Below are 26,376 nucleotides of genomic sequence, written 5' to 3' on the forward strand. Positions count from 1 at the left end.
GCTAGCCTGTGACGGTCAATACCCCGCACCGAATTGGTACGTCACATCCGGGCGCCCACCCGCCGGAAGCCGCAGCAAGTACGAGCAGCAGAGGTCACCGTGTCTGAAATCAGCTCCGCCACCGCGCTGTCGGAAAACACGCTCACCAGCGAATCGAATGCGGTCTCCCCGCCCACCCGGCGCGTGGTGCAGACCATCGAACTGCTGTCCCGGCATCCGGCCGAACATCTCTCGCTCGCGCGCATCATTCGCGGCACCGGCATGTCCCGCGCCACCGCGCACGCCGTGCTGACCCAGCTCACCTCCGACGGCTGGACCATTCGCGACGAGGACGGCAATTACTGCCTGGGCCTGGGTTTGATGACGGTCGCGCGCCGCGCCGAGGCCGCCTTCCCCATCCGGCGCCTGGCCGCCGACGCCATGCGTGAATTGGCGCAGGCACATCAGGTTCCGGCCTTCCTCGCCGAGCGCGAGCAGAATTCGATCCTGATCACCGAGATGATCGGCACACCGTCGGTGCATTGGATGCGGGCCGGTCGCCGTATGCCCTTCGCACCGCCGGTCTGCCGCGAATTCATCGCATGGGCTCCGGAGGCCGCCCGCCGGCAGTGGCTGGCCGGCGCCGAACCCGCGCATCGGCCGCGGCTGAATGCGGTTCTCGATGCCATTCGCACCCGCGGCTACTCCGTCGAGCGTCTCGCCGACGATTCCACGCCCATGCTGGAAGCTCTTGCGGCACTGCGGCATTCACCGGTCACCGATCCGCTGCGGCATCGGCTCAGCGCCATGATCACCGAGCTCATCACCATCGACTACCTGCCCGACGAACTCGGTGAGGACAATGCCGTCGTCTCGGTCTCGGCCCCCGTCTTCTCCCCCGACGGCACCGTGGTCGCCTCGATCGTCGCCTGCCCCGACACCCACCTCCCCGCAGCCCGCCTGCGCGACCTCGCCGCCGCCACCGTCACCGCGGCCGCCACGGTCGGAACCGCACTGCGCCGATGACAACACCGCCCGGCGCCGATGACAGCGCGGCGGGACTCGGGCAGGATCACGGGATGGACGTCCTCACCTCCCGCGAGATCTACTCCAACCAGTGGATAACAGTCCGCGAGGACATCATTCGCCGCCCCGACGGGGAGCAGGCCATCTACGCCCTGATCGAGAAGTCCGATTTCGCGATCATCGTGCCGCAGGACGGCGACCGCTTCCACCTGGTCGAGGGTCGCGCCCGCGCCCGCCACCAGCACCCACTACGGCCGCATCTACCTGGCGACCGGGTTGACGGAGGGTCCGCACGAGCGCGAACCCTCCGAACAGGACATGCGGGCGGCGTGGTTCTCCCGGGCCGAACTGGAATCGATGATCACCGAGGGCGTGGTCGTCGACGCACAGACGGTCGCCGCCTACGGGCTGCTGCTACTGCACGAGCGCGATAACCGCTGAGCTCCTGCCCGCCCGCATTCATCGAGCTGAGCTACTGCACCGCGCCCGCGTCCTCGAGCCGAGTTACTCCGCCGCGCCCGCGTACTTGATGAGTCCGGCGACGACGTCGGGGAAGTCGGCGGTGATCTGAGCGCCGATTTCCGGGCCCGCGGCATCAGCGGCGGGTCCGGTGATCGGTGCGGATCTCGAAGCCCTCACCGGTGAAGACGTCGGCCCAGAGCCGGCCCTCGATGATCTCCACGAACCGCAGTTCGACGGTGTCACCCTCCGGTGAGGTCATCCGGAATGTCGTCCCGACGGCGAAAGGCCCGTCCAGCTCGAAGCTTTCGATGCCCGGATTCCATTCGGGCCACCGGTCCGGATCGGACCAACTGCGCCACAGCGCCTCCGGATCGACATCGGTCTCGGCGCTGTATTCGTACTCCCACATGAAGCGTGAGTCTTCCACTTCAGCGCTGTACACGCCGGTTCTCAACGGTGGCAATACGGCCGAATCCCCGTTTCTGCCCCCTAAGATGCAGTGATAGTTCCTATGCATGACCAAGAAGGTGGTCCCCACCACCGGCGCGCACTGCTGCGCCCCTGGATGAGCGAGGTTGGAACGTCATGAGTGGCAATCATTTCCGTAATCGCACGGCCTGTACCGCGGTACTCACCGGCATGGCGGCGGTGTCCCTCGCCATGGCGGGTACCGCCCAGGCCGATGCGCTATGGCCCGGCGGGCCCGATGTCCCCGGCGTGCCGTCCATTATTCAGCCGCCGGCGCCCGCGCCGGTCACGGCCCCCTGCACGTCCGAAGGGGCCCGAGTCTGCATGAGCCTGTCCGACAATGAGGCCTGGCTCATGGAGAACGGCAAGGTCACCTACGGTCCCACGCCCATTTCGCACGGGCGACCCGGGTTCGAGACACCTCCCGGGGTCTTCCACGTGGCCTCCAAGAAGGAGTACCACTGGAGCACCATGCACAATGCCGAGATGAAGTGGGCCGTGTTCTTCAACGGTGATATCGCCACCCATATCGGCCCGATCGAAGAGAAGTCGCACGGCTGCATCCGCATGACTCCGGAGGGCGCCGAAACCCTCTACCGCTGGGTCAACCCGGGCGATGTGATCGAGGTCGTCCGCTAGATCCGCACCACGCACAGATACATCCGCACCACGCGCAGACAAGCGCCCCGCCGAGAACTTCGGCGGGGCGCTTGCTTGCGGTGAGACCTGCAATCACCAAGGGAGCGGACCGTATTCGACGTCGCCGCCGCCCCACTGGTAGCCCCACAGCTGACCCGACGGCCCGTCTGCGGGGAGGGTGGCGAGGTGGACGGAGGGCTCGGCTCCCTGCGAGGGGGTACGGAAGCCGGTGTTGTGATTGAGATCGGTGGCGGTGTAGCCGGGGTTGGCCGCATTGACCTTGATGGGGGTGTCCCACAGCTCCTTGGCGTACATGGCGGTGACCATATTGAGCGCCGTCTTCGAGGTGGGGTAGGGAATGGAAGCCATCTGCCACATGGGCCCGTCCTGGTTCATCATGAGCTCGAGCGAGCCGACCTCACTGGAAACGTTCACGATGCGGGCGGCTTCGGCGCGCTGCAGCAGCGGCAGCAGGGCGTTGGTCACGGCCACCACGCCGAAGACATTGGTTTCGTAGGCCCGGCGCAGCGAGGCGACGGCGGTGGTCGACGGCTTCTCACCGTAGGTGCCGCTGATGCCGGCATTGTTGATCAGGATGTCGAGGCTGCCGAATTCGGCGTCGATCCAGGCGGCGGCGCGGGCGATGGAATCCTCGTCGGTCACGTCGAGCTGCACGAAATGCGCCTGTGCGCCTTCGGCTTTCAGCTTGTCGGCGGCGGCCTGGCCGAGATCCTTGTCCCGGGCCGCGACGAGAACGGTGATGCCGCGGGCGGCGAGTTGGCGGGCGGTTTCGTATCCGATGCCTTTGTTGGCTCCGGTGATGAGTGCTGTAGTCATGTCCATAAGCATCAACCCCGGAGGAGGCCGCGGGGAGGACCAGGTTGTACCACCCATCCGGCGCGAAAATAGCCGACACTGGAGGTATGGCGGATCGAAACGAACTGGCGGATTTCCTGCGCACCAGGCGGAATCGATTGCGGCCCAGTGATGTCGGGCTGCCGGACGGCAGCAACCGGCGCGCGCCGGGATTGCGCCGGGAGGAGGTCGCGCAGCTGGCCGGGATATCGGTCGACTACTACATCCGGATGGAACAGGCGCGCGGGGCGAAACCGTCGCGGCAGGTGCTGATGGCGCTGGCGCGGGCCCTGGTCCTCACGGTGGACGAGCGCGACTACCTCTTCCGTATGGGCGGGGAGAATCCGCCGACCGTTGCCGGACCGAATCGCACTGTCCCGCAGTCGGTTCGAATCATCCTGGATACGCTCGCCACGCCGGCGTACGTCGTGGACGCCAGCTACGAGATCCTCGCCTGGAACGAGCAGGCCATCCCCTTCATCGGCGATCTCGACGCCCATCCCGACCATGAACGCAATATGGTCCGCTGGATGTTCCTGCAGTCCCGCGACCACCCGCAGTGGTCGGACGAGTCGATCCTGCACTTCGCCCGCTCCACCGTCGCCGATCTGCGCTCCGCCTACGCCCGCTATCCGGGCAACCCAGTCCTGGCCCGCCTGCTCACCGAATTACTCGGCACCGCACCACGTTTCGCCGAAATGTGGAACTCACACGACGTAGCGGTCCGGCGCGGCCACAACAAACGCATCGACCACCCCGCACTGGGCCTCCTCGAATTCGAATGCCAGGTCCTCCACATCTCCGACACCGACCAGCGCATGATCGTCTACTGCGCCACCCCCGGCACCCCCACCGACACCGCCTTCCGCACCTTGGCCGCCGCCCGCCCAACGACCGGGATGTAACCGGGCGCCCTATCTCTTACCGACAGCCGCGCCACACCGCACTTCACCGAAGTCGTCACGGGCGCAGGATTTCTCGCTGACGGGTGCATTCATGTTCAAATCTCTCACACTGCTCGCCTCGCTCGCGGTAGCCGCGAGCAGCTTCGGCCTCACCGCCGCCGACACCGGCACGGAAGGCGGCCCCGCCTGCCTCTGGGCGGGCGCCGCCTACCCGCAGGGTACGGACCTGAGCGCGGGCGGCTCCCACTACACCTGCGGATCACAGGGCTCCACGCCCTATTGGACCCGTGGGCAAGCGGCGGCTTTCAGCACCGCGCCCAACCCCGGCGCGGACACCAATCCGTCGGGCAGATTCAGTGCGGGCGCACGCCAGCCCGGCACCGAATACGAGGACACCTGCGTCGGCGACCAATTCATCCCGGGCCCCGACGACGTCTACCAAGCGGTCCAGACCAACGCCGGCCTGCTGTGGAAATCCGCAGGCCCGATCTCCCAATGGACCTTCGACCCCGGCGCGGTACACCCACAGACAACCCGCTCCTCCGGCCTCTGCATAGACGGCGTCCTCACCTGACCCGCCCGTCCCGCCGCCCCCGAAATCCGTTGCGCCCCAGCAATGACGCTGGGCAGTGGATGACCAACGACGTTCATCCCCCGCACCGACGGTCAGGCGGTGGGGCTCGAGATCAGGTAGCGCTGGATGGTTGGGCCGATGTCGGCGATCAGTTGGTCGGGGGTCAGGGCTACTACCGGGGGGATGCGGAGGACGTAGCGGCAGAGGGCTATTCCCAGCATTTGGGTGACGATGAGGGCGGCGCGGCGGGGGGCGTCGGCGGGGTCGCCGACGGTGAGGACCGAGGGCATGACCTGTTCGGCGAAGATTTGGCGGACGCGGTCGGTGACCGTGTCGTCGGTGACGGCGGAGCGCATCAGGGTCAGGATGATGTCATTGCCGGGCGCCTCCTCCCAGAGTGCGAGGAAGCGGCGCACCATTACTTCGCCGAGCGAATCCGGCTGTGCGACACTGAGATCCGGCAGGTCCAGGCGGATGTCCACGGCGGCGGCGAACAGGCCGTCCTTATTGCCGTAGTAGCGCATGACCATCGACGGGTCGATTCCGGCGTCGGCCGCGATGGCGCGAATGGTCGCCTTCCGGAACCCGTCCTCGGCGAATCTCCGGCGCGCGGCTTCGAGGATCGCGGCGCGGGTGGCGTCGGATCGGCGCGGGGTGCTCTCGGCTGTCATGCCAACGACTGTAGGCCAACAAGTGTTGACACACCCGCGACGGGGTCCTAATGTTTAAGTCAACAGATGTTGGCCAACGGTTGTTGGCAAAGCTCGAGGAGTCGACATGAACACCCTTCCCGCCACCACCACCGTCGCCATCGTCGGCGCGGGTCCGGCCGGTCTGACCGCGGGCATCGCGCTCGCCGACGCGGGCATCGAGGTGGTACTGCTCGACCGCCTGGCCGAGGGCGCGAACACCTCCCGGGCCGTCGTGGTGCACGCCCGCACCCTGGAAGTGCTGGCGGACTACGGAATTGCCGATCAGCTCATCGAACACGGCATCCAGACCCCGAACTTCGTCATGCGGGACGGCGAGCACGTACTGGCCCGGGTCTCGTTCTCGAAGCTACCCACCCCGTACCCCTACGCCCTGATGATCGGGCAGGAATCCACCGAGGCCATCCTGCTGGCCCGGCTGGAGAAGGCGGGCGGGCAGGTGTACCGCCCCTACGAGGTCACCGGTCTCACCCAGGGCGGTAGTGGCGTCACGCTCGAATACACCGGCCCGGAGGGAGCGGGCTCCCTGCGTGCGGACTATGTGATCGGCGCCGACGGCATGCACAGCAAGGTCCGCGAGGCCGCGGGCATCGGCTTCACCGGTTCCACCTACCAGGAATCCTTTGTCCTTGCCGACATCCATATGACCTGGCCCGACCCGCGCAACGAGGTCTCCCTGAGCCTGTCCCCCGAAGGCGTCACCGTCGTCGCGGCCCTGCCCGATGCGACCGACACCCGCTACCGCGTAGTCGCGACGATCGCCGAGGCCCCCGAGAAGCCGAGCCTCGAGGATGTGCAGGCGATCCTGGACCAGCGCCGCCCCGACTCGAACGTGAAAGTCCATGACGTGCTGTGGAGCTCACGCTTCCGCGTCCACCACCGCCTCGCCGACCACTACCGCGCCGACCGCGTCTTCCTCGCCGGCGACGCCGCCCACGTGCACAGCCCCGCCGGCGGCCAGGGCATGAACACCGGCATCCAAGACGCCGCCCTCCTCGGCACCCTCCTGGCCCGCACCCTGCACGGCGCCCCCGACCTCCTCGACACCTACGAAACCACCCGCCGCCCAATAGCAGCCGGCGTAGTGAAATTCACCGACCGCCTGACCCGCATGGCCACCCTTCGCCCCCGCCCCGCCCGCCTTCTCCGAAACCTCCTGATCACCACCGCAACCCGCATCCCCGCAGTCCGCAACACCCTCGCCCACCAACTCTCCGAGCTCTCCACCCGCTAGCCCCACCCCCACCAAAAACTCCGCCCCCAGCCTCGGCCGGGGGCGGATGTCGTTATCCCGCAATAGCACTGGGATCCAGTTGAACAACCGATCACCAGGAACTGATGGCAGCATCGCCCGAGAACTACCCGCCACCATTTCCTGGTGATCGTGAAAGTCAGTTCGGGTGGGTGTGCCGGGGGTGGTCAGCTTACGGAGACGAGGGCGTCTCGGGCTTCCATGAGGGCGAAGCCCAAGAGGTTTTCGCCGCGCCATTGGGTGGGGTCGGCGGCGGCTGGGTTTTCGGCGCCCAGGCCGATGCCCCAGATGGTGTCGCGGGGGGCGGCTTCGACGAGGATTTTGTCGCGGGTCGCGAGGAGAAAGTCGCGGAGGGGGTCGTGCTGGCCGAATTTGGCGATGCTGCCGCGCATGACGATATCGAAGCGGTGGGCTACCCAGGTGGTCTGGTCGAAGCCGCGGACCTCGCGGCCCAGGCGTTTGGCGTCGGCGGGGGTGGCGCTGGCCAGCACCCGGTCGCGGACCTCCTCGTCACCGAAGAGGCGGGCCTTCTCGCCCATCATGAAATGCTCTGCGCTGCGGTAGGTCTGGCCGTCGACGGTGAATTCCACCGGCCACCACTGGCTCAGAACCCACTTGCCCACCTCGTATCCGGGAGTGCGCGTATGCCCCCAGAAATAGAGGAATTCCGGTGTTGCCCCCGCCGCCATTTCGGCGGTCAATTGTGCCCTGTCCACAAATCCCGACCCTAGTCGACCGCCATGACAGCCTCCGACTCAATATTCGCCACACCGCCGGACCCGCCGCCGAAACTGGGACCAACCGGACGATCCTCGCGAGACTTCGCACCCCGACACACCATCGGGTCAACAGCCGGTGTGGATCCCGGCCAAAAGCGTGCCGAGATGACAGGCACTGGAACCGGACTATATCGCGAACAGGCTCAGTAGCCGGGCAGCGTGCGCAGGCAGGCCATGACCTCGGCTGACGGGTGGTCCTTCACTCGATAGCGGGGCGGGTCGTACCCGTCGACCGGCGTCAGATCGATATGCGCCACAACGTCTTCCCACGCCACCCGGACGACCTCGCCACCACTGGTCACCATGCAGACGAAGTGCGCTTGCGGCAGCAGCGTGGGAACACCGTCGGTCCAGGGCGTCATAGTGTGCGAAGTCCCATCGGGCGCACGCACATGCATGAGTTCGCTGACCGCTTCCTCCCGAAACCGATCGGCGCGTAGATGTTCGGTCTGGCTGCGATAGGTACTGGATGCCAGCCCCACCTCGAGCCGCCGCAGCGCATGCCAGGCCGCATGCTCTTCCGGCAGTCGCAGCGGCACCAGCTCGCCCTCCTCGTCCACCGTGTACGGCAGCGGTGAGAGCGGCCGCAGGGCCTCGCCGTATTTCTCCTCCGCCATTTCCAGGAAGATCGGCAGCTGTTCCTCCGCCGCCCCCAGCACCACGAACATCCCCAGATGCCCGGGTAGCAACACCATCGGACGCACACCCGTCCGCGCCCGCACACCGGCCAGCCAACCGCCGAGCAGCGGTAGCGACCCGACATAACTCTCGCCGTCGTCATCGGCGAATTCGAGAACCCTGATCCCCGTGCAGGGTTCGAATGTCTCCAGCGTATTCATCGCCAGCCCCGCCATATTCATATGCGCGGACCGGAACACCCGATCGGCGTCCACACCCCAGCGCTGCAGATCAACGGTGGTGACAAAATGCACCGTGCTCGGATTGTCGACCACGATCATCTCGATCAAATACGGCAGCGCCGGCCGCCACACCATTACCCGGCGGCTGTCGAAACCCTCGAAATCCAGGTGAATACGCCCGGATCCACGCAGCACCGGACGTAGTCGCCCCACCACCGAATCCCAGGTGTCCGGCGCACCCTCGGACAGAAACGCCTGCAGCAGATCGGCGACCCGGCGCCGGCGCTCCTGATCAGGCTGCCCCTGACAACGTTCGAACAGCGTGTGCAGCACTATCTTCCCGTGTCCGGTATCCCGGAATCGGAATGCGACCTCGAACGCCTCGATATCGAATTCCGCCGAATCGATCCCCTCGTACTGCTGTACCTGCGCAAGCACCTTGTTGCCGAACCGATTTCGCTCCAACCTCATATCCCCGCCCGAAGAACTCATGGCGCGGACTATACGTATATCCACCGACAGTTCGGGCCGCTTCCGGCCCTGCGGCCAACCCCCGCGAATTCACAGCGAACCGAGCCGATGTAACCGGAAACATGCTGTTCACACCGTGTCTCACCCCCGCTCACCGGGACGGCGGTCCAACTGCGAGCACAACCGGCGCGACTATGGTTAGCTGTAGCGCCATGAGCACGTCCCTCTCCACCCCGCCGGCAGAATTCCTCCCCCGCGATACCGCGGATGTGGTTCGCACCGTGCGGGATTCGCGCACGGCAACGAAACCGCTGATCATCCGCGGCGGAGAGCGCCCGGACGAGGAACTCTCCCTCCCGGAGCAGGGCAGCGTGCTGTCCATGCGCAGGATGAACCGCGTTCAGGTCGTCGACGCGGACGCCCGCACCGTGCGGGTGCAGGCGGGGGCGCGGCTGTCCGATATCGACCGCACCCTCGGCGCACACGGCCTGGGGCTGCCCATCGTCGGCGATCATCGGGATATCACCGCGGGCGGATTCGCGGCGGTCGGCGGGCTCAGCGCCGCCTCGCACCGCTTCGGCATGTTCAGCGACAATGTGGTGGAACTCGAATACGTCGATCAGGACGGACGTTTCGGCACCTGCGGCCGCAACCATCACACCGAGCGCTTCCGCCGAATTCTGGGCGGCGGCGGCCGCACCGGCATCATCACCGCGCTCACGCTCGAGGTGACCGATGTGGACAAGGACCGCACCTGGCTCACCACCGACGCGCATCGCTTCCTGGACTTCGACACCTTCGTCGAGCAGTCCTACAAGGAGATTCAGTCCCCCGGCGGCGCCATGCTGCAGGTGGGCCGCTGGGTGGACACCGCACCGCTGAAGGTCTCCCGCCCGGTCGGCACCGGCTCCGTGCAGCTCGGCACCGTCCGCTTCGGCCAGTGGTCCTCCCTGCACCCCACCGCCCCCAATCTGTCGCTGCGGGCGCGGCGTGAGGTCGGCGCCCGCGCCCGGAAGTCCTTGGGCGCCATTGCCGCCTCGGCCGGCGGCCGCGCCGGTATGCCGGTCCGCAATGCCGCCGCCGGTGCGCTCATGTTCGCTCCGAAGGTGCTGACACTGCGCGATGCGGAGTACCTGGCCGATACCGTCATCAGTTCCTCGGAACGCGGAGCGGCCTACCGCATCTCGGTTTTCGCGCCCATGTCCACCTATCCGCGGGTCTTCCACCGCCTGCACGATCTGTTCTCCGGCCATCGCGAGAGCACCGGCTGCTTCACCGTCATCTCGGCCCTCACCTATGGTGTGCGGTCCACCTACCTGCACGAACTCGATGACGAGGACCACGGCTTCATTACCTTCACCTGCCGCCTGCGCCCGGCCGCGCTGCCCTCGGAACTGTTGCGGGACATCGTTTCCTCGATCGACGAGATCTGCCTCGCCGAACGCGCCCGGCGTTATGACCCGACCGATTAGAATGTGTTCCGCCGCACCGCCAGCAACCGGTTAGCAGCCGGTTCGGCGGTGCGGACGGTATCGGTACTGTCGGCGGGGCACCGGTACATGGTTCAGCTCAGTAGTCCGTGTCACCCCACGAGGGTCGGCGCGGATCTCCACGTGACTGAAGGTTGCCTGTCCCATGGTCGAATTCCGTGCTGCCCGCCGCCCCCGTCCCGCCGTGAATACCATTGCGGGTAAACGCATTGTCATCACCGATGCGTGCTCCGATATCGGCCGGGCCACCGCCCGATTACTCGCCTCCCACGGCGCAGAGGTCCTCCTCGTCGCGCGCCGCGGGAGCCAACTCGTCGAAGACTGCGCTGCCATCATCGAATCCGGCGGGCGCGCCCACTGGAACCGCTGCGATATCTCCGCCCTCGGCGATGTCGATCAGCTCGTCGAATGGCTGCTCACCGAATTCGACAGCATCGATGTTCTTGTCAACAATGCCGCCCGTCCCTCGCGCCGTCCCGTCCTGGAATCCCTGGACCGCTTCCGCGATTACCAGCGCACGATGGCCGTCAACTATTTCGGACCGCTGCGGCTCACCCTCGGTCTACTGCCCGCCATGCTGGCAGGCGGCTCGGGCCATGTGGTGAATGTCGGCCCCTGGAGTCCGACCACCGGCGCCGCACCGAATTTCGGGGCCTACGCCAGTTCTCAGGCTGCGTGGACCACCTTCGGTCAATGCGCCGACGCCGAATTGGCCCCGCGCGGTATCCATGTCACCGCGGTGCACTATCCGGCCTTCCGCATGGACTCCGCCGCACCGACCTACTACACCCAGCAGCCGATCCTGAACCCCGCGCAGGCGGCCGGTTGGATCGAGACGGCAATTCGGACCCGCCCCAACCAGATTCAGCCCCGCTTCCCCCGCGCCCTGCTCGGCCTCGCCGGCATGGCCCCGCGCACCAGCCGCCTGAAATACGCGCTCGGCATCTGAGGACCAGCTCCATCCGATGAGGGGAGGCGGGGTGCCCGGCAACGGCCACCCCGCCTTTCGGATACAGCACCCGTCATCCCGGCGTGCTTTTCGGCCGGGATCCACAGCCGCCCGCACACAGCAAAGCGCCCCACCGGAATCCGGTGGGGCGCTTCACGAATCTCAGTACGAGTGACTCAGTGCTTCTCAGGTCCGATGTGGTACTCGAACACCAGCCCGCCGGCCGAGAACAAGATGCAGAGCACGCCGACCGCGATCAGCCAGTACTGGAAGAACGCGAAGCCGAGGGCGGCAACGGAACCCGAGGCGGCCAGCAGGATGGGCCAGAACGAACCGGGCGAGAAGAAGCCCAGGTCGCCGGCGCCGTCCGCGATCTCCGCCTCTTCGAAGTCTTCCGGACGCAGGTCCAGTCGACGGGCGACGAAGCGGAAATAGGTACCGACGATGATCGCCAGACCGGCCGTCAGCACGATGGCGGTGGTACCGGCCCATTCGACGCCGGTACGCGACTGGCTGGTGAAGTAGCCGTATACGACGCCCACGATCGCGAAGAAGACCGCGAGCAGTTCGAAGATGCGAGCTTCGACCTTCATATCAGTTCATCCCTCACTTGACTTCGGAGGCAAGTTCATTGCCACGCGCATCGCGCTTGGTATTGAACGGCTGGGTGGTGACTGCCAACGGTGCCTCGCCGATACTCTGCAGCGCCGCGGCATTCGTCTCGCCTGCCTTGCGCGCATCCATGTACTTCGTGAAGTTCTCCGGCGTGACCGCGCGAACCTCGAAGTTCATCATCGAGTGGAACGTTCCGCACATCTCGGCGCAACGGCCGACGAACGCGCCGGTCTTCTCGATCTTGGTGATCTGGAAGATGTTGTCCGAGTGGTTCTGCTTCGGGTTCGGCATGACGTCGCGCTTGAACAGGAACTCCGGCACCCAGAAGGAGTGGATGACGTCCGCGGCGGCCAGCTGGAACTCGATGTTCTTACCGGTGGGGAGCACCAGGATCGGAATCTCGTTCGACGTGCCGACGGTCTCGACCGTGTCGTAGTTCAGGTACGAGATGTCATTGGCCGGCAGACCGTTGTTCGGTCCGGGCTGCGGGTGGCCGTCGGCCGTCCGCTCCTTGTACTCGTCCTGGATCTGCTGGTTCACATCCTGACGGGCGTGATCCACACCGTCGAGCTGGTAACCGCCCGGGCCCTTGAAGTCGACCTTCTGGTAACCGAACTTCCAGTTCCACTGGAAGGCCGTCACATCGACGGTGACATCCGGATCCGGAACCCGCTCGGCCACGTAGTTCTGCACCACCACGGTGAAGTAGAACAGCACCGCGATGATCACGAACGGAGCGGCCGTGTAGCTCAACTCGAGCGGCACGTTGTAACCGGTCTGCCGCGGGAACTCCGGGGAGTCCGCCTTCTTACGGTGGAATGCGATCGTCCAGAAGGTCAGACCCCAGACCAGCACGCCCATCACCAGTGCGGCGATGACCGACCACGTCCACAGCTCACGCATTCGGGTGGCCTGCGGCGTGACGCCCGAGGGCCAACCGAATCGCAGCCACGGGTTGTCGATCGAGCAGCCGGAGCAGAGCATCGCGGTGATGCCCAAGGACACCGCCAGCCCGGCCCGTCGAAGGATGCGGCCCCGTCGACCCTGGGCGGGTCGTGCCCCTATCGCTTCGCTCGCCTTGTGCGCCACGCTCAACGCCTTCCTGGTCGTCTATTCGACTGGCATCGCCCGGGCTCCCTTCCGCCGGGCGACACAACTACAGCACGTTTGGGAGCTCTGGGACCGACCCCGCGCAACGCACGACCGGCCCCGGGAGTTCCCGAGTACTACGCAGCGTAGACCAAACGGGGCACCGCATTGTGGTGGGGTCCGCTTCGACACTCCGGAAACCTCATAAGCCGTGGATACAGCCTCTGGCGGCGTGATCGGCACGCGTGCGGCATACTCGGACAGTACGTTTCGCGTCCCGCGCGACCTGACGATGTATGGGTCCCGGGACGACCGACCTTGACTCCGGAAACGAGGTTCTGCCCGCAGTGTGTGGACTGCTCGGATTTCTGACGGCTCAGACGGCGACCACCCCGGATGGGCGGACGGTCGAGACCACGGCGGCGCAGGTTTATGAAGCGCTGCACTGCCAAAGGCACCGCGGACCCGATGAGAAGGGCACCTGGAACGACGATCGCATGATCTTCGGCTTCAACCGCCTCTCGATCATCGATATCGAGCATTCGCATCAGCCGCTGCGCTGGGGCCCGCCGGAGAACCGGCAGCGCTACGCGCTCACCTTCAACGGCGAGATCTACAACTATCTCGAATTGCGGGAAGAGCTGAAGGCCGAGCACGGCGCGGAGTTCGGCGAGGAGCCGATGTTCCTGACCGAGGGCGACTCCGAGGCCATCGCGGCCGCGTTCCACTACTGGGGCGCCGAGGCCTGTAAGCGGCTGCGCGGCATGTTCGCCTTCGCCATCTGGGATACCGAGCAGGACCGGCTGTTCATCGCCCGTGACCCGTTCGGCATCAAGCCGCTGTTCCTGGCCACCGGGCCGGGGGGCACGGCCTTCGCCAGCGAGAAGAAGAGCCTGCTGGAACTGCTTCCGGCACTGGAACTCTCCGATGAGCTGGACCCGCGCGCGCTCGAGCACTACACCGTGCTGCAGTACGTACCGGAGCCGGAGACGCTGCACAAGAACATCCGGCGGCTCGAATCCGGTTGCTACGCCTGGATTCGCCCCGGTGTGGCGCCGAGCTTCACGCGCTACTTCGATCCGAAGTTCCGCGTGGTGCCCTTCGCCAAGGACGGTGAGGTGACGGCGCATACGCCGACCACCAATCCGCGACCGGCCACGCAGCGTCCCAATACCGCAGCCAATCGCTATCGGGAAATCGCCGAGGCGCTGGAGGATTCGGTCGCCAAGCATATGCGCGCCGATGTGACCGTCGGCTCGTTCCTGTCCGGCGGCATCGACTCCACTGCCATTGCGGCGCTTGCCATTCGGCACAACCCGAACCTGCTGACCTTCACCTCCGCCTTCGAACGCCAGGGGTATTCGGAGGCCGATGTCGCCGCCGAGACCGCGGAGGCCATCGGCGCGAAGCATTTCATTCGCATGGTCAGCCCTGAGGACTTCGCGGGCGCGATTCCCGAAATCGTCTGGTACCTGGACGAACCCGTGGCCGATCCGGCGCTGGTTCCGCTGTACTTCGTGGCCAAGGAAGCGCGCAAGCACGTCAAGGTGGTGCTGTCGGGCGAGGGCGCGGATGAGCTGTTCGGCGGCTACACCATCTACCGGGAACCGTTGTCGCTCAAGCCGTTCGAGTACCTGCCCAAGGGTGTGCGCAAGCTCGCGGGCAAGCTCTCGGATCGCATTCCGGAGGGCACCCGCGGTAAGAGCCTGCTGCACCGCGGCTCGCTGACGCTCGAGGACCGCTACTACGGCAATGCCCGCAGCTTCAATGACGCCCAATTGCGTTCGGTGCTGCGCGATTTCCGGCCCGAATGGACGCATCAGGACGTCACCGGTCCCATCTACGGCGTGCAGGATCGCGGTATGGATCCGGTGGCCCGCATGCAGCATCTGGACCTGTTCACCTGGCTGCGCGGCGACATCCTGGTCAAGGCCGACAAGATGACCATGGCCAACTCGCTGGAACTGCGTGTCCCCTTCCTCGATAACGAGGTCTTCAAGGTTGCCGAGAAGATCCCGTTCGAGCAGAAGATCACCAAGGACACCACCAAGTACGCGTTGCGCCAGGCCCTGGACGGCATTGTCCCGCCGCACGTCCTGAACCGCGCGAAGCTGGGTTTCCCCGTCCCCCTGCGGCATTGGCTGCGCGGCCCCGAACTCTTCGACTGGGCCCGCGAGCAGATCACCGAATCGGGCACAGATCACCTGCTCGACAAGGCCGCCGTCATGAAAATGCTGGAGGCGCACCGCGCGGGCCCGATCGACCACTCCCGCCGCCTGTGGACCCTGCTGATCTTCATGGTCTGGCACGGCATCTTCGTCGAACACCGCATCAAGCCCGATATCCAGGAGCCGGTCTACCCGGTCAACCTCTGAACGACGCAGCATGCGGTGGCCGCACACCTTCCCGGGTGCGCGGCCACCGCCATGTCGCGGGGAGATCATCGCGAGAACGACATCGCCTTCACAACCGCACGCACGATCAGCGCCATCAGCACGCGGCCATGCAGCCGCCCGTCATCGCGGGGCGAGCGTCATCGCGAAACGACACCGCCCTCACGACCGCAGGCACGATCAGCGCCATCAGCACACGGCCATGCAGCCGCCCGCCATCGCGGGGCGAGCGTCATCGCGAAACGACACCGCCCTCACGACCGCAGGCACGATCAGCGCCATCAGCACGCGGCCATGCAGCCGCCCGTCTTCTCGTGGCGAGTGTCATCCGTTCGATCGCAAGTCATGACCGGACACGCAGCGACTCGCAGCCACGAACGACATTCCGGCGCGTTCTGCCCAGCCGCCTCAGCACTGCGATCAATGCGCGACGTAGCGTGATCATGGTGCGCGAATTCCTGGCCGGCGGCGCTGACTTCGCAGGCGGACGACTATGTGGGTGATCTTGGCCGGGCTGGGCGCGCTCGCCGTTGTCACCGGGTGGCTGCCGTCGGAGGTCGCGTATGACATCGGCGTCACCCGGGCCGCGCCGATTCTGGGGTTCCTGGTCGCGGTCACGGTGCTGGCCGAACTGGCGGATATCGCAGGGGTTTTCGATATCGCGGCGGTTTGGTGTGCGCGGTTGGCGCGCGGTTCCACGCTGCTGCTGTTCGGGTTGACGGCGGTGCTGGCCACGGTCACGACCATCTGCATGAGTCTGGACACGACCGCCGTGCTGCTCACCCCGGTGGTGCTTGCGCTGACGCGCCGGCTCGGGCTGGCGCCGCTGCCCTTCGCGTTTCTGGTCGTATGGCTGGCCAATACCGCCAGTCTGCTGCTGCCGGTTTCGAATCTCACGAACCTGCTGGCCCTGCAGCACGCCAACACCTCCACGCGGGCGTTCGCCGCACACATGGTGATCCCGCAATTGGTGGCGGTCACCCTGACCGTCGTCTACCTCGGCATCGTGTTCCGCCGCCACCTCACCGGCAGCTATGCGGCCCCCGAACCGGTAGCCCCGGCCGATCGCCTGACCTGCATCGCCTGCGCTCTCGCCTGCGGCGGTTTCGCCGTCGCCATCATGGCCGGCGTACCCCCGTGGCTGGCCGCGACGGCAGCCGCTGCCGCGACACTGGCGATCTTCGCCCTGCGCGGCCGCAAGCACCTGAGCTGGACCCTGCTCCCCTGGCGCCTGATCCTCACCACCGAGGGCCTGTTCCTCACCGTCACCGCCTTGGTCCACCACGGCCTCGGCGACCTGCTGGTCCGCTGGTCCGGCGGCTCCGGCGCCCGCACCACCGCGGTGGCTGCCGCCGCATCGAACCTCATCAACAATCTCCCCGCCTACCTGGCGATGGAAACCGCTGTCCCCCAGGGCAACCCGAACGGCATCTACCCGGTCCTGCTGGGCACCAATATCGGCCCCCTCGTCACCGTGTGGGGCTCCATGGCCACCCTGCTCTGGGCCCAGCGCTGCCGCGCCCGCGGAGTGCCCATCAGCGCAAGAACTTTCGCCACCATCGGCATCATCGGCATGCCGATAGTCCTGCTGGGCACGTGGTTCGCCCTTCCCGGCCGCTAGCCGGGTAGCGCCCGCAGCCGGTACGCAGCCGCCCGCGGCGTGCGGTGAACCGCAGCGTCGCACGGGATTCGGCATGTGGCTGATACGACTACATGCGGGAACGCCCGTGCGACGGCGGCGTGGAGCTATCTGCCGATGATCAGCATCCGGCCGGGGGCATCGTCGCCGCCGACCCTGTGAAGCAACCGGGCTGGAGCTGCCGGAGCAGCGAGACCAGGAGGTTGATGCCGGTGCTGCCGGTGCTACTGCCGCTGTCGGCGTCCGAAGGTGCGGCGACCGGCACGGCAGCCGGCGCGGCGAAGGCGAGGGGCGAGCCCGCGGAAACGGCAGCGGCGACGGCGATCCCGATGAGGGTGGTGCGGATGGTTCGAGTCACGATGAGAGATCTACTTTCGGTACAGCGGCGGACGCCTATACGCCCTATTGAGCCTCGATCAATGTACAGAGCTGTTCGCAATTAGGAGGCACAACCGATATCCCCAATGCCGGGAAATTCAGCCGGGCAGCCCAAGGGGCCCACCACGGTCGGCTCCGCGGCACATGATCGGTCGTCGTCGGGTGATGTTAGGGTCGCCTGGAACGTGAACGCGTCTAGGGTTCCGCGAGCAGGCCGTCAGTCAGTACCCACAATCAGGCCTGCGAGGACTGGTCCGAGCGACGCCACGATGGGGCTCACCGGAGTTCCGTCGTCATATGAAGGGACAAAAGCCTGGAGTACTCCCCCTCACCTGCCCGCATGACGGGCCGATGACAGAGAGTGCTGCCTGATGGATGTTCTGTTCGCTTCTTCGCAATCCGTTGTGGCGCTGGGTGATTCGCATCGGATACCGCCCACGGTACTGATCGTGACCCTGGTGGCGGCATGTGCGCACGCGGTCTGGAACGCGATCGCGCACTGGGTCCCGGACAAGCTGGTGTCGATCACACTCGTGAACGCGGGCGGCGCCCTGTGCGCAATTCCCCTGGTACTCATGGCCGCTCCCCCGGACCCGCGCTGCTGGGTATTCCTGGGCGCCTCGACCGCACTGCACATCGTCTACAACGCGATGCTGATGATGTCCTACCGCCTGGGCGATCTGAGTCAGACCTATCCGCTGGCGCGTGGCACCTCACCGCTGGTGGTCACCCTGATCGCGGCCGTGATCTTCAGCGAAACCCCGCGCAACGGCCAGCTCGCCGGCATCCTGCTCATCTCGATCGGCTTGGCCTGCTTGGTGTTCTGGGGCCATCGCACCAATCCCAGCCGCCCGTCGGCCATTACCGCGGCCGTCGTGACCGGCACCATGATCGCCGCGTACACGACCGTCGACGGCATCGGCGTCCGCGAATCCTCCAGCACCTTCGGCTATATCGGCTGGCTGATGCTCCTGGAGGGCCTGGCCGTCCCGTTCTACGCGGTGGCCACCCGTCGCGGCCGCCTGTGGTCGGAAATCCGCCCCGTCTGGAAGATCGGCCTGACCGGCGGCGTCCTGAGCTTTCTCGCCTACGGCCTGATCCTCTGGGCGCAGACCCGCGGCGCACTGGCAGATATTGCGGCGCTGCGGGAATCGAGCATTATCGTCGGCGCGCTGATCGGAACGCTGATCTTCGGCGAACGATTCGGCTCGGCCCGCATCGTCGCCACGCTCGCGGTGGTAGCGGGCATCGGAACGCTGTATTTGGCGTGAGCAATGCCAGACGGTGCGCGCGGGGGCAAGCGTAGGTCAGCGGCGCGCGCGGCACCAAGTAAGTCAGGCGGTGCGCGCGGCAGCAAGGAGTTGGTCGAGGCGGGCGGACATGGCCCGACCGGCGGAGCGCAGCGGGTCGGTGGAGCGGAGGGTGCGGCTCAGGATGAAAGCGCCCTCCAATGCGGTGAGCACGGCCAGAATCATGTCGCGGGCATCAGCGGGTGAAAGACCGCGGCGGACAAGGTAATCGGAGCCCTGGTCGATCCAGGAGGTGATGACCTCGGCGGCGACAGCGCGCAATTCCGGTTCACTGTCGGCGATTTCGCCGGCAACGGTCCCGACGGGGCACATATTGATCCAGCCGGATTGCTCGATGGTTTCGGCAGCGGCCTCGAAGGCCGCGGGGACAGCTTCACGGAGGTCGTCGTACGGATCCATGAGCATCGGCAGCAGCTGGATGTACGCCGCACCCGAGGTGCGCAGGGCCTCGGCGGCGATCTGCGGTTTGCCCTGCGGGAAGTGGTGATACAGCGATCCCATCGGCGCATCGGCAGCGACGGTGATCTGTTTGACGGTGATGGCGCTGTACCCGTGCCCGCGCATGAGTTCCGCGACCGCGGTGACCAAGCGCTGGCGGGTGGTGGTTGACATCTTCTCGGCCATGGTTCCAGACTAGAGCAAACGCACTAGAGCAAACGCTCGAATGGAGTGGGAATATGGCGACAGTCGATCTCCCCGCAGGTCAGATGCACTATGTGGAGCGCGGCGAGGGCCCGCCGGTGGTGCTGCTGCACGGGCTGCTGATGAATCACACGCTGTGGGATCAGGTGCTCGAGCTGCTGCCGGAGGGATTCCGGTACGTGCTGCCGGACCTGCCGTTCGGCGCACATCCGATACCGCTGCACGACGGCGCGGACCTGAGTATGCGCGGCATGAATCAGCTCATCGCCGATTTCCTCACGGCCCTGGATCTGCGCGAGGTGACGCTGGTGCACTCGGATTGGGGCGGTGGACTGTTCCTCACCGCCTACGGCCTCGACGAGCGGGTCGGCAGGTTGATCGTGCTGCCCTGCGAGGCGTTCGGCAACTTCCCACCCGGCCTGCCCGGCAAGACGGCCACCGTAGCCGCCCATCTGCCCGGCGGAGTCCTGTTGGCGCTCAAACAGTTCCGTATCTCGTGGCTGCGCAGCTCGCCACTCATGTTCGGCTGGATGGCCCGCCGCCCGATCCCGGGCGAACTGGTCGACGGCTGGACCGAATCAGGCCTGCGCGATAAGCGAATCCGCCGAGATCTACTGGCATACGCCAGATCACACTTCACCAAGCCCGAGCTCATCGCGAATACCGAAGCGCTGCGGAACTTCTCGGGCGAGGCGCTGATCCTGTGGTCCTCGGCGGGCAAGGTCATGCCCCGCGACCACGGCCGCCGCCTGGCCGAACTCCTTCCGCACGGCCGGCTGCTGGAGATCGACGACGCGTACGTGCTGTCGATGCTCGACCAGCCCGAGGCGGTGGCGGCAGCCATATCGGCCTTCCTCACCGGAAAGCCGATCGAGACGCCCTCAGGGCTTGATGAACTGAGCCAGTAGCTCGGTCTGCTCGAACATGGCGGCCGTTTCGCGGGCCGAGGGGTCTCCGGCATCCGGATCGGCGCCCGCCGCCACGAGCGCGCGCAGAATCCCCGGCTCACCCTTGAACACCGCACCGGACAGCGGCGTCTGACCGGCGGCATTGGTGATATTGGGGTCCGCACCGTGCGCCAGCAGAGTGACCACGGCCGCCTCGTGCCCGTAGTACGCGGCGAGCATGAGCAGATTGTCGCCACGCGCATTGGTCAGGTTCACCGGAACCCCGGCGTCGATATACGCGCCCAGCTTCTCGGCATCCCCCGCACGTGCGAGTTCGAAGATCTGCCCGGCCAATTCGAGAACTTTGTCCTCGTCGTCAGTACTCACGGCTCCACTACTACCAGGTTCGGGCGAACTCAGTAGAGCAGTGGTCCCAACTCCTTGGCACAGCTGCGCGCCTGATCGTCATGACCGAGCAGCGCCCCGACCCGGCTGCTCGGCCCGGAGATGCACAGCGCACCCTCGACGGTGCCCGTCTCGTTGTAGATGGGATAGGCGAGACAGGCGAGTCCCGCGACGAGTTCATTGACCGCCTGGGCGAATCCAGCTTCCCGGACCATGCGGATCTCTTCCGCCAGCACCCCGTGGTCGATATGCGTATGACTGGTGACGCGCACCGGTTCGGGAACCATGGCCCGCCACTGGGTTCGGCTGGCGAGCAACAGCTTTCCGGCCGCCGAGGCGTGCAGATACCGCACGAGTTCGCGTTCGCCCAGCACGGGATGATCGGGATCCTCGCTGATCACCTGCACGGTATCGGGCCGGAAGTTCATCAGATGCACGGCGAAACGCGTCGAATCGCGGAACTCGGTCAGGCACTGCCGCGCCGCACCGGTGACCACCGAGGTCTTCATGGCCTCGGCCAGCCCGCGCAGCCGCACGCCGAGCCCGAAACCGCGCAGATCCGCGGTGCGCACCAGAAATTCGTCGGCGACCAGCGCATTGATCAGCCGGTAGGCCGTCGCGGGCGCCATGCCGAGCCGGTCCGCGATCTCCTTGGCGGTCACCCCCACCCCGCAGTCCGCGACGACCTCGATAATGGCCAGTGAACTGGTGACGGTATTCGCGCGCCGTGAGTCCTTCATGCGCCGCTACCGGAACGTCTCGGTCTGCAGCAGATCGGCACGCTGCGGTTCGTCGTAGATACCGACCCCGCGCAGCCGCTCCGGCGCGAAGATCCGTAGCCCCAGGGTGAACACCAGAGAGGCGACCATGACCGCCGCATAGCTGAGCAGCAATTCGGTGTTGTAGCTCTGATTCGAGAAGCACGCCGCGACCACCAGCAGTGCGAGCAGGACAGCGGTGACCGTGCCGAGCACCGTGATCACCCGGCTCGATTCCCGAATCCGGTGCAGCAGTGCGGGACCGGCGAGACAGGCGGGCAGATAACTGCCCAGATAACCCAGGGCGCTCAGGGTCAGGAACGATCGAATGCCGTCCTGCGGCGCCATTCCCGCCAGCAGCGCCACCACCGCACACGAGGTCACCACGAGCATGCTGAGCACGATCGCATGGGCGGGCGTATGAAACCGCGGGTGCGCACGCCCGACCACCGCGGGCGCAATGCCTTCGCGCCCCATGGTGAACAGCACTCGCACCAGGGCGTTCATCGAAGCGAGTGTGCAGGCGAAGAACGAGGCGGCAATACCGAGGTCGACCACCCCCGCCAAAAAGGCCGAATTGTCCCGCAGCAGCAGGTCGGTCACGGGAGTCATGCTCTCCGACACCGTCACCGACCCGTCGGACAGTGCGACCGACTGGCCGCACACCGCCACCAGATAGATCACACCCGCGGCGACCGGCGTCCAGACCAGTGTTCTGGGCACCGAACGGAACGGCCGATATGACTCGGAGGAAAGCGTTGTGGCACTTTCGAATCCGACAAACGCGCTGATGGCCAGGACGGCGCTGATGGCCAGCGTGCCGGGATCGACGGGTGCGACAAAATCATGCGGGATCCGCGGCGTCTGATTGTCCCGGGTCATCAGATAGACCATCAGGGCCAAGATCCCGGCGACCGAAACACATTCGATGAGCAGGGTGGTCCCGGCGGAGATCCGAATGCCGCGCGCCATCAGGAGCAGCGCGATCGTCGCCGCGAGCACCACGATGAGCACGATGGCGAAGGTGCTGCCCGAGCCCGCCATCCCCGCCGCACCGGCGACCTGATCGAGGTAGGTGCCGACCGCGAACAGGCTCGATACGCTCACCGCGCCGTAGCCGACGATCGCGGACCAGCCCACCGGAATCGCGACGCTCGGCCCGAGCCCCTTCGCGACATAGGTGTAGAGCCCGCCGGTCACCGCGAGCCGCTGCGCCATCGGCCGGATGACGAGTGCGACGCACACGGCCAGCACCGCCGCGGCCAGGAAGACGAGCACGCTCGCGCCGCCACCGACCGCACTGATCACGAACGGCGGTGTGACAGCGGCGGTTCCGGAGGGCGCGATGGCCGCGACCGATTGTGCGAACACCGGCAGGAACGGAAGTTTCCGGCGCACCAAGCCGCGGATGGATGAGCGCCGCACCACCAGCGGCGGGCTCGGCGTGCGCAATTGCCTCACAGAACCCTTTCTCCTGATATGCGGTGGAGGCACAGCGTGCTCGATTCGTATGTCGAGCAGGTTAATTCCGGTAACGCCCGCTTATCGCGGCCCGAGAAAATTCCGCCGCCATTTCTCTCACTTCCGGTCACCGCTACACGAATCAACCGGTAACAGAGCACAACTAGCGTTCCGGCACATCGGGCTGCACACAGCACGAATCGATCGAATTGTGGCGCTCGCCATAGGAATGGAAGGACGGAATTTCCGTGGCACTCAGTGAGGCCCGCCGCGACGGCGAATTCGATCGCCGCACCGCCCTGGGACTGGCCGCGAAGGCGGCCATCGCATTCACCGCATTCGCCGGTGGCACGACCGCCCTGCGGCCGGTCCGCGCGGCGGCCGACGCCGGTGACGAGGCGGAGCTGGCCTTCGCCCCGGCCACCGACCTGGCGGCGCGCGTCGCCTCGAAGCAGGTCTCGGCCACCGACCTGGCCACCCTGTTCCTGGGTCGTATCGACCGGCTCGGCCCCGCTCTCAATGCCTTCACCACCGTCATGCACGAGCAGGCTCTGAGCCAGGCCGCCGACCTGGACGCGAAGCAGGCCCGCGGCGAGCGGCTCGGCCCGCTGCACGGCGTGCCCATCGTGGTCAAGGACGAAGACCATGTCGAAGGCATTGTCACCACCTACGGCGGCGCGGCCTTCTCCGTTCCGGCAGCGCAGGACAGCGCGGTGGTGGCCCGGCTGCGAGCCGCCGGCGCGGTCATCCTCGGCAAGACCACCATGCCGGAGTTCGGCATCTGGGCCTTCACCGAATCCGATGCGCACGGCATCACCCGCAATCCGTGGGACACCACCCGCTCCACCGCCGGTTCGTCGGGCGGCACCGCCGCGGCCGTGGCGGCGGGCCTGGCCCCGATGGGCGTGGGCGGTGACGGCGGCGGGTCCATCCGGCTGCCGTCCTCGTGGTGCGGATTGTTCGGTCTCAAACCGCAATTGGGACGCGTCAGCTCCGCGCCGAACCGGGAATTGTGGAACAACCTCGGGGTCATCGGCTGTCTGTCCCGCTCGGTCGGCGATTCGGCGCTGTTCTACGACATCACGCAGGGGCCGACACCCGGCGTCGATACCTACATCGCCTCGCCGCTCGCGGGCAGCTTCGTACAGGCGGCCGCCACGCCGCCCGGACCGCTGCGCATTGCGATCTCGACCAAACCGACCAGCATTACCGGCACCGTGGATGCCGAGACAGCTAACGCACTGCACGCCCTGGGCGCTGTCCTGGAATCCCTCGGACATCACGTCTTCGTGGGCGAGCCGGAATATCCCGACATCACCGCGGCCTTCGAACCCATCTGGCTGGTCTCCCCCGCCGCCGAATCGCGCCGCGCCGATCATCCCGAACTGCTGGAACTGCGGACCAAGGAACTCGCGCTCTACGCAATGCCTTTCGACAATCCGGCCGCCCGCCAAATGGCCGCGAATGCCACCAATGACGTTATCAATCGCGTCATGCCATTTTTCGACACCGCCGATGTCCTCATCACCCCCACCACACCCGGACCCGCCTGGGAGGCCGGACAACTCACCGGAATGGATTTCCACGGCGCCGCACTCAAATCACTGCCCGCGGCGAGCTGGACCAATATCTGGAATGTCTGCGGTAATCCGGCCGCCGCCATTCCCACCGGATTCTCCGCCTCCGGGCTACCGCTCTCGGCACAGCTGATCGGGCCGCCCGACAGCGAGCTGCGACTCATATCGCTGGCCGCACAGATCGAACAGGCACAACCGTGGTCGGGCCGCCGGCCACGCATCAGCTGAACCTCCCCGAACACGAAAACGTCACGCAGAGAGATGAGTTCATGACACAGCAGATAGAGGCCGCCGCCGTAGCGGCGGTCGCACCCGAATCAGGCACACCACCTGTCCATCGCCTCAAGGCCAATGCCATCGGCCTGCTGGGCGTGGTCTTCATGGCCATTGCCACGGCCGCGCCGATCACCGCCATGACCGGCAATGTCCCGTTCATGATCTCCTCGGGAACCGGAACCGGCACTCCCGCGGCATTTCTCATTGCCATGGTGGTGCTGGCCGTCTTCTCGGTCGGCTTCACCACCATGTCCAAGCACATCACCGCCACCGGTGCGTTCTACGGCTTCATCTCCTACGGTCTGGGCCGGCGCGCCGGACTGGCCGCCGGAGCGCTGGCGGCCTTCGCGTACATGGTGTTCGAACCGTCGCTGGTCGGCATCTTCGCCAGCTTCGGAACCAATACCGTGACAGCACAATTCGGCGTGCACGTGCCGTGGTGGGTGTTCGCGATCATCATGCTGGGCATCAATTCCATCGGCACCTGGTTCGGTGTCGCGGTGGCCGAGAAGCTGCTGGTGGTACTGCTCGCCACCGAGCTGACCGTGCTCGCCGTGATGGCGGTGGCCGTGGCCGTGCACGGCGGCGGGCCGCACGGGTTCTCCTTCGCGCCGCTCAACCCGGTCAATGCCTTCGCCGGACCCTCCGCGGGACTTGGACTGTTCTTCGCCTTCTGGTCCTGGGTCGGCTTCGAATCGACCGCCATGTACGGCGAGGAATCCAAGAATCCGAAGAAGATCATCCCCAAGGCCACCATGATCGCCGTGCTCGGCGTGGGCGTCTTCTACGTCCTGGTCTCCTGGATGGCCATGTCCGGCAACGGTATCGGCGAATCGGCGACGCTGGCGGGCTCGGACAATCCGATGGATGTGTTCTTCCACCCCACCGAAACCTATGTCGGCCACTGGGCCGTGATCGCCATGCAGTGGCTGATGATGACCGGCTCGCTGGCCTGCGGCATGGCCTTCCACAATTGCGCGGCCCGCTACCTGTACGCCCTCGGCCGTGAAGGCGCGATTCCCGGACTGCAGCGCACCATCGGGCGCACCCATCCCCGGCACGGCTCCCCGCATATCGCGGGTCTGGTGCAGACCGTCTTCGCGGCGCTGCTGGTGCTGGCCTTCGGCATCGCGGGCAAGGATCCCTACTCCGGCACCTACACGCTGCTCGCGATCCTCGGCACCATGGCGATTCTGGTGGTGCAGGCGACCTGTTCGTTCGCGGTGCTGATCTACTTCCGCAACAACCATCCCGAGACCCGGCACTGGTTCCGTACGCTGGTCGCCCCGCTCACCGGTGGCATCGCCATGCTCGCCGTGGTCGGGCTGCTGGTGGTGAACATGGGTGCGGCCGCCGGCTCCGAATCCGGATCGCTGGTGCTGCACGCGACACCGTGGCTGGTCGGGGTGATCGCCATCGGCGGCTTCGCATACGCGCAGTACCTCAAGCAGCGCCATCCCGACCGCTACACGCTGCTCGGCCGCACCGTGCTCGAGGAGACACACGAAAGGTAGTGCCCGGTACGGC

General features: G+C 66.3%; 26 protein-coding genes and 1 pseudogene. 14 read left to right on the plus strand and 13 right to left on the minus strand.

Annotation, left to right across the window (positions count from 1 at the left end):
- The first annotated feature begins 99 nt into the window (after positions 1–99).
- Positions 100–1,005, plus strand: coding sequence for a helix-turn-helix domain-containing protein (locus ABZX86_RS38000; RefSeq protein ID WP_355130947.1), 906 nt, complete (start codon positions 100–102; stop codon positions 1,003–1,005).
- 53 nt (positions 1,006–1,058) lie between these two features.
- Positions 1,059–1,446, plus strand: a pseudogene (locus ABZX86_RS38005) (ADP-ribose pyrophosphatase).
- A 63-nt stretch (positions 1,447–1,509) separates the two neighbouring features.
- On the opposite strand, the gene ABZX86_RS38010 reads toward ABZX86_RS38005, so the two are convergent.
- A complete protein-coding gene (locus ABZX86_RS38010; protein WP_355131091.1) occupies positions 1,510–1,644 on the minus strand; it encodes a hypothetical protein in 135 nt (44 codons plus the stop codon).
- On the minus strand, positions 1,601–1,894 hold the full coding sequence (locus ABZX86_RS38015) for an SRPBCC family protein (RefSeq protein WP_355130949.1): 294 nt from the start codon (positions 1,892–1,894) through the stop codon (positions 1,601–1,603). Before ABZX86_RS38015 ends, ABZX86_RS38010 begins: the two co-directional genes overlap by 44 nt.
- Before the next feature lie 158 nt (positions 1,895–2,052).
- Between ABZX86_RS38015 and ABZX86_RS38020 the strand changes: the two genes are divergently transcribed.
- Entirely contained in the window at positions 2,053–2,574 is a 522-nt protein-coding gene (locus tag ABZX86_RS38020; RefSeq protein WP_355130951.1) for a L,D-transpeptidase, read from the plus strand.
- A 93-nt stretch (positions 2,575–2,667) separates the two neighbouring features.
- On the opposite strand, the gene ABZX86_RS38025 is transcribed toward ABZX86_RS38020, so the two are convergent.
- Complete coding sequence (locus tag ABZX86_RS38025; protein ID WP_355130953.1) at positions 2,668–3,411, minus strand: SDR family oxidoreductase; 744 nt, start codon at positions 3,409–3,411, stop codon at positions 2,668–2,670.
- An 86-nt stretch (positions 3,412–3,497) separates the two neighbouring features.
- Here ABZX86_RS38025 and ABZX86_RS38030 point away from each other — a divergent pair, with 86 nt between their 5' ends.
- Together ABZX86_RS38030 and ABZX86_RS38035 are read left to right on the plus strand one after the other, a co-directional pair.
- The gene (locus ABZX86_RS38030) at positions 3,498–4,334 is read left to right on the plus strand and encodes a helix-turn-helix transcriptional regulator (protein WP_355130955.1); all 837 of its coding nucleotides are present in this window, start codon (positions 3,498–3,500) and stop codon (positions 4,332–4,334) included.
- A gap of 91 nt (positions 4,335–4,425) precedes the next feature.
- Complete coding sequence (locus ABZX86_RS38035; protein ID WP_355130957.1) at positions 4,426–4,908, plus strand: hypothetical protein; 483 nt, start codon at positions 4,426–4,428, stop codon at positions 4,906–4,908.
- Between the two features lie 92 nt (positions 4,909–5,000).
- Here the strand turns inward: ABZX86_RS38035 and ABZX86_RS38040 are convergent, their stop codons facing one another.
- Entirely contained in the window at positions 5,001–5,579 is a 579-nt protein-coding gene (locus ABZX86_RS38040) for a TetR family transcriptional regulator (protein WP_355130959.1), read from the minus strand.
- A gap of 106 nt (positions 5,580–5,685) precedes the next feature.
- On the opposite strand from ABZX86_RS38040, the gene ABZX86_RS38045 reads away from it, so the two are divergent.
- On the plus strand, positions 5,686–6,852 hold the full coding sequence (locus ABZX86_RS38045) for an FAD-dependent monooxygenase (protein ID WP_355130961.1): 1,167 nt from the start codon (positions 5,686–5,688) through the stop codon (positions 6,850–6,852).
- 185 nt (positions 6,853–7,037) lie between these two features.
- Here ABZX86_RS38045 and ABZX86_RS38050 read toward each other — a convergent pair whose 3' ends face one another.
- Together ABZX86_RS38050 and ABZX86_RS38055 are read right to left on the minus strand one after the other, a co-directional pair.
- Entirely contained in the window at positions 7,038–7,586 is a 549-nt protein-coding gene (locus ABZX86_RS38050) for an NADAR family protein (protein WP_355130963.1), read from the minus strand.
- A 206-nt stretch (positions 7,587–7,792) separates the two neighbouring features.
- Entirely contained in the window at positions 7,793–9,001 is a 1,209-nt protein-coding gene (locus ABZX86_RS38055; RefSeq protein WP_355130965.1) for a hypothetical protein, read from the minus strand.
- A gap of 191 nt (positions 9,002–9,192) precedes the next feature.
- On the opposite strand from ABZX86_RS38055, the gene ABZX86_RS38060 reads away from it, so the two are divergent.
- Entirely contained in the window at positions 9,193–10,452 is a 1,260-nt protein-coding gene (locus tag ABZX86_RS38060) for an FAD-dependent oxidoreductase (protein WP_355130967.1), read from the plus strand.
- A gap of 163 nt (positions 10,453–10,615) precedes the next feature.
- Positions 10,616–11,419, plus strand: a complete 804-nt coding sequence (locus tag ABZX86_RS38065) for an SDR family NAD(P)-dependent oxidoreductase (protein ID WP_355130969.1) — start codon at positions 10,616–10,618, stop codon at positions 11,417–11,419.
- Positions 11,420–11,595: 176 nt separating this feature from the next.
- On the opposite strand, the gene ABZX86_RS38070 is transcribed toward ABZX86_RS38065, so the two are convergent.
- Positions 11,596–12,012, minus strand: coding sequence for a cytochrome c oxidase subunit 4 (locus ABZX86_RS38070; protein WP_355130971.1), 417 nt, complete (start codon positions 12,010–12,012; stop codon positions 11,596–11,598).
- A 13-nt stretch (positions 12,013–12,025) separates the two neighbouring features.
- The gene (locus ABZX86_RS38075; RefSeq protein ID WP_355131085.1) at positions 12,026–13,018 is read right to left on the minus strand and encodes a cytochrome c oxidase subunit II; all 993 of its coding nucleotides are present in this window, start codon (positions 13,016–13,018) and stop codon (positions 12,026–12,028) included.
- 452 nt (positions 13,019–13,470) lie between these two features.
- Here ABZX86_RS38075 and asnB point away from each other — a divergent pair, with 452 nt between their 5' ends.
- Both asnB and ABZX86_RS38085 read left to right on the plus strand, forming a co-directional pair.
- Positions 13,471–15,498 (plus strand): asparagine synthase (glutamine-hydrolyzing), encoded by a 2,028-nt coding sequence (gene asnB, locus ABZX86_RS38080; protein ID WP_355130973.1) that lies wholly within the window; start codon positions 13,471–13,473, stop codon positions 15,496–15,498.
- A gap of 511 nt (positions 15,499–16,009) precedes the next feature.
- The gene (locus ABZX86_RS38085; protein ID WP_355130975.1) at positions 16,010–17,137 is read left to right on the plus strand and encodes an SLC13 family permease; all 1,128 of its coding nucleotides are present in this window, start codon (positions 16,010–16,012) and stop codon (positions 17,135–17,137) included.
- A gap of 139 nt (positions 17,138–17,276) precedes the next feature.
- Here ABZX86_RS38085 and ABZX86_RS38090 read toward each other — a convergent pair whose 3' ends face one another.
- Entirely contained in the window at positions 17,277–17,513 is a 237-nt protein-coding gene (locus ABZX86_RS38090) for a hypothetical protein (protein ID WP_355130977.1), read from the minus strand.
- 391 nt (positions 17,514–17,904) lie between these two features.
- On the opposite strand from ABZX86_RS38090, the gene ABZX86_RS38095 reads away from it, so the two are divergent.
- Positions 17,905–18,804 carry a DMT family transporter gene (locus tag ABZX86_RS38095; protein ID WP_355130979.1) on the plus strand — a complete coding sequence of 300 codons (900 nt, stop codon included), beginning with the start codon at positions 17,905–17,907 and terminating at the stop codon, positions 18,802–18,804.
- 63 nt (positions 18,805–18,867) lie between these two features.
- On the opposite strand, the gene ABZX86_RS38100 is transcribed toward ABZX86_RS38095, so the two are convergent.
- A complete protein-coding gene (locus tag ABZX86_RS38100) occupies positions 18,868–19,467 on the minus strand; it encodes a TetR/AcrR family transcriptional regulator (RefSeq protein ID WP_355130981.1) in 600 nt (199 codons plus the stop codon).
- Between the two features lie 53 nt (positions 19,468–19,520).
- Here ABZX86_RS38100 and ABZX86_RS38105 point away from each other — a divergent pair, with 53 nt between their 5' ends.
- Positions 19,521–20,393, plus strand: coding sequence for an alpha/beta hydrolase (locus tag ABZX86_RS38105; RefSeq protein WP_355130983.1), 873 nt, complete (start codon positions 19,521–19,523; stop codon positions 20,391–20,393).
- Here the strand turns inward: ABZX86_RS38105 and ABZX86_RS38110 are convergent.
- The 3 genes from ABZX86_RS38110 to ABZX86_RS38120 are packed head-to-tail and all read right to left on the minus strand — an operon-like array spanning position 20,367 to position 22,996.
- Positions 20,367–20,759, minus strand: coding sequence for an ankyrin repeat domain-containing protein (locus tag ABZX86_RS38110; RefSeq protein ID WP_355130985.1), 393 nt, complete (start codon positions 20,757–20,759; stop codon positions 20,367–20,369). The genes ABZX86_RS38105 and ABZX86_RS38110 overlap by 27 nt on opposite strands.
- Before the next feature lie 29 nt (positions 20,760–20,788).
- A complete protein-coding gene (locus ABZX86_RS38115) occupies positions 20,789–21,517 on the minus strand; it encodes an IclR family transcriptional regulator C-terminal domain-containing protein (RefSeq protein WP_355130987.1) in 729 nt (242 codons plus the stop codon).
- A gap of 6 nt (positions 21,518–21,523) precedes the next feature.
- Positions 21,524–22,996 (minus strand): APC family permease, encoded by a 1,473-nt coding sequence (locus ABZX86_RS38120; RefSeq protein WP_355130989.1) that lies wholly within the window; start codon positions 22,994–22,996, stop codon positions 21,524–21,526.
- Positions 22,997–23,244: 248 nt separating this feature from the next.
- On the opposite strand from ABZX86_RS38120, the gene ABZX86_RS38125 reads away from it, so the two are divergent.
- Both ABZX86_RS38125 and ABZX86_RS38130 read left to right on the plus strand, forming a co-directional pair.
- Entirely contained in the window at positions 23,245–24,801 is a 1,557-nt protein-coding gene (locus tag ABZX86_RS38125; RefSeq protein WP_355130991.1) for an amidase, read from the plus strand.
- 41 nt (positions 24,802–24,842) lie between these two features.
- Positions 24,843–26,363: an APC family permease gene (locus tag ABZX86_RS38130; protein ID WP_355130993.1), complete on the plus strand. Its 1,521-nt coding sequence runs from the start codon at positions 24,843–24,845 to the stop codon at positions 26,361–26,363.
- Positions 26,364–26,376: the final 13 nt, after the last annotated feature.

It is taken from the genome of Nocardia sp. NPDC006630 (assembly GCF_040611495.1).
In the GTDB taxonomy this organism is placed as follows: Bacteria; Actinomycetota; Actinomycetes; order Mycobacteriales; family Mycobacteriaceae; genus Nocardia.